Raw genomic sequence first — 3092 nt, forward strand, 5'->3', positions numbered from 1 at the left:
AAGCCACCGATAGTCGATCGCCGCTGGCCGGTCTCTCCACTGAATGTTGTCGTCGACGTCTACGACAAGGCACCGATTCGTCCCGCCGAACTCCGGTCCCCTCATCCCGCGTCCGACCATCTGCTCATAAAGGATCCGACTTGTGGTGGGTCGTGCCACCACCACGCATCGCACGCTGGGTGCGTCAAAGCCAGTGGTCAGTACCCCATAGTTGCTCAACACGGATAGGTGGCCGTCCCGGAATCGTTCAATGAGTGCTCGCCGTACCGCCGGTCTAGTCGTACCGAGAACACATGCTGCAGAGCGGCGATTTCGCTGCAGAAGGCTGGCCATCGCCTGCGCGTGCTGAATGGAGCAGGCAAAGAGCAAGACCGACCATCGCGGATCTAGCTGGAGCAGCCTTTCGAGTATCCGACGGTTTCTGCGGTGCTCCTCGCCGAGCTTCTTCAGCACGGCCGGATGGACGTCGTCGAAATCCTCGTAGTACCGGGCGTAGGAACTGTTGGTCGCCAGATCAATTCGCTTTGCGCTGTAGTCAAGACTCTCGAACTGCACCTGAGCCAGAACGCTCTGAGCTCTCAGCGTCTGCACGGGGTCGGCTCCGAGGCTTGGAGCGTGCAGAATCCGGTTGTGGAATCGCCGATGAAGCCTGCTCGTTTCGTCCGCACTTGCCCGGCGAGGTGTGGCCGTGAGCCCGAAGAGCGCCGTAGCGGAGCGCTTGCGGCGGAAGTCGATGCCAAAAGAGTTGAGCACACCCGTGTAACTCGGCGCCAGGGCCCGATGCGCTTCGTCGATGACGACTACACCGGTTGACTCGCCGAGGATCTCTACGTCTTCTGGCGTTAATTCGCGACCTGTCCCGCGCACCGCGGCGTGCAGTTTTTGAACGCCGGCCACAACAACCCCACATTCGTTGAGGCTCGCATTTCTGTTGCCCCACATATCTCGGTTGCAATCCCACATGACGGCGAGTTGGACGAACTTGCGACTGCGCTTTCATCGAAATGGTCTCTTAGAACTGACCGAGCACAGGACTGCGTATCGCAGGGAAACAAACTGGTCGCTCAGCGTCGCGGTCGGATGCCGCACTTCGGTGTGATCACAATCGAGCCTCGGCCCGCGATGTTGCGGATTCTCGCAGACGGTTCGGGAGCTATAGATTTCGTCTACCACCTCGACCTCGCCGCGCTGTCGGACTCGATTGACACTGTGGCGAGGCGCAGGGGGCCTCGCTGGTCACCGGGGCAAATCTTCAACCGCCTCATGATGCAGAAACGTCTTCGGGACTACGACGACCTGGTTTACGAGGTGATGCGAGTTCCCTCAGCATGAATCGCCTTTTCGCCCTATGCGCACGAAAGGTATGCCGCCCCGGCTGCGATAGCGTTCCTGCGCCAGCGCCGCCATGACTGGTGCCGCACAGTCGATCTCAGCGAAACCGCAGACCCGCCAGCGGGTCATAGCCGGGACCGAACGGCGTCGGGCCGCTGCCGTCGATGCCCCGGGCCAAGGTGCTGTCGCGCTGAGCGACGTAGTCGGACATCGCCGTGACCTGCGCCCCGTCGCTGTCGCGGGCTGCTGCATCGGCCCTCGCAGCCGCCGCCCCGGCCACCAGCTCGTCGAGGTCGCGCCTGCCGGTCAGCGCGCGGGCGAAGCCGCCAATCGTGCCGACCGGGACCGCGAACGACCACCGCTGCCCGGCGGCATCGGCCAGCGTGTCGAAGGCGATCACCGCAGCCGCCACACGGTCAGGTTGGTGAGCGCCCGGCTGCCAACCGACCATCGCGGCTTCAAGATCGGGCAGGTGACCCGCGATCGCACAGCGTCCGTTCTCCAACGCGGCCAGCAGGCCCGCCGAGCGTGCCAGGGCGTCACCGACGCGGGCGCGGCCCTTCGGCGGCCAGCTCGACACCGTGATGTGGTGCGGTGGCCGCTGGCGGCGCAGCGCCTCGGAGACCAGCCGGACGTAGGTCGTCGCCGCCGAGAAGCCTTCGACGTGGATCGCACTCGCGCCCAGGGTGATCGCCAACGCAGCAGCACGGTTGGCCCACGCATCCGAGGTGAGCTGCTCGCTCACGTCGGCGATCAGGCACACGGTGCCATCCGGTGCCAGCGACGCGCCGATGATGCCGGTCTCGTCGTTCACGCCGGTGTCTGCAGGGTCGATCGCCACGACGATCCTGCTGGGTCTGGCAGGTGCAGCCGGGAGCCGGTGCGACTCGATCCATTCGGCCCGGATCAGCGAGCCCTCGTCGGTGCTCGGACTGCCTAAATACAACGCTGCCCATGCGCGGCTGCCTACTGCCCGGCGGATCTCGGCGAAGCCTTCGAGATCGCGACCGAGGGCGCTGATCACGGCCACTCCGGGAGGGCGGCACAGGACATCGGGCACCCCGGGGGTGCTGATGGCCGGGATATTGATATACGTCCAGCGGGTGTCGTTCTCGCTGCTCAGGCTGCCGATCAGGTCGTCGGCGCTCCACCTGGTCGCCAACACCACACAGCCCGCGCCGGGGTGTAAGCGGCTCATCAGGTCGGCCCGAAACGTCGACAGCAGACGGCGGCGATAGGCCGGACTGTCAGCCTCGGCGGCACCCTTGATCGGGTCGTCGACCACCAGCAGACCTCCGCTGGATACGCCGAAACCCGTTGTGGCTGACATGATGCCACCACTGAGCACACCGCCCCGGTGTCCGGTCACCAACCACCTGTCGACGGCACTCTTGGACGCATCGACCTCGAAGCCCAGTAGGTCGCTGTACTCGGTGACCAGTCGGCGCGCCTGACCAGAATGCTCCAACGCCAGGGTGTCGGCATAGGACTTCACGATCACCGAGGCGTCGTTGTCGAGCATCAACGCGAACAGCGGGCCGATGACTGAGCAAAGCAACGATTTACCCGACCTCGGCGGTGTGGAAAGCACATAACGCCGATCAGGCTGCGTGATCGCGTCGAGTAGAACATCGGAGATCAACGCAATGGTGGGAACGATGTTGAAGTTGGGCATCAACCGCTTGGCCAACGCTGCCGGGCTGGCCGGTCGCTGCCGCTGCCGGGCATAGGTCAACGCGGCCGCGTCAATCAGAATGCGC

At 64.5% G+C, this 3092-nt stretch carries 3 protein-coding genes; 1 reads left to right on the forward strand and 2 read right to left on the reverse strand.

All coding sequences use genetic code 11. The features are described 5' to 3' along the window. On the reverse strand, window positions 1-963 hold a 963-nt coding region (locus ACLP9N_RS38200; RefSeq protein ID WP_442412258.1), incomplete at its 3' end, for a DEAD/DEAH box helicase. Between ACLP9N_RS38200 and ACLP9N_RS38205 the strand changes: the two genes are divergently transcribed. Then, window positions 874-1332, forward strand: coding sequence for an NgoMIV family type II restriction endonuclease (locus ACLP9N_RS38205; RefSeq protein WP_442412259.1), 459 nt, complete (start codon window positions 874-876; stop codon window positions 1330-1332). The genes ACLP9N_RS38200 and ACLP9N_RS38205 overlap by 90 nt on opposite strands. 97 nt (window positions 1333-1429) lie before the next feature. Here the strand turns inward: ACLP9N_RS38205 and ACLP9N_RS38210 are convergent. After that, a partial coding sequence (locus tag ACLP9N_RS38210; RefSeq protein ID WP_442412260.1) for a hypothetical protein occupies window positions 1430-3092 on the reverse strand: 1663 nt, incomplete at its 5' end.

Source organism: Mycobacterium sp. (genome assembly GCF_052144515.1).
Taxonomy (GTDB): domain Bacteria; phylum Actinomycetota; class Actinomycetes; order Mycobacteriales; family Mycobacteriaceae; genus Mycobacterium.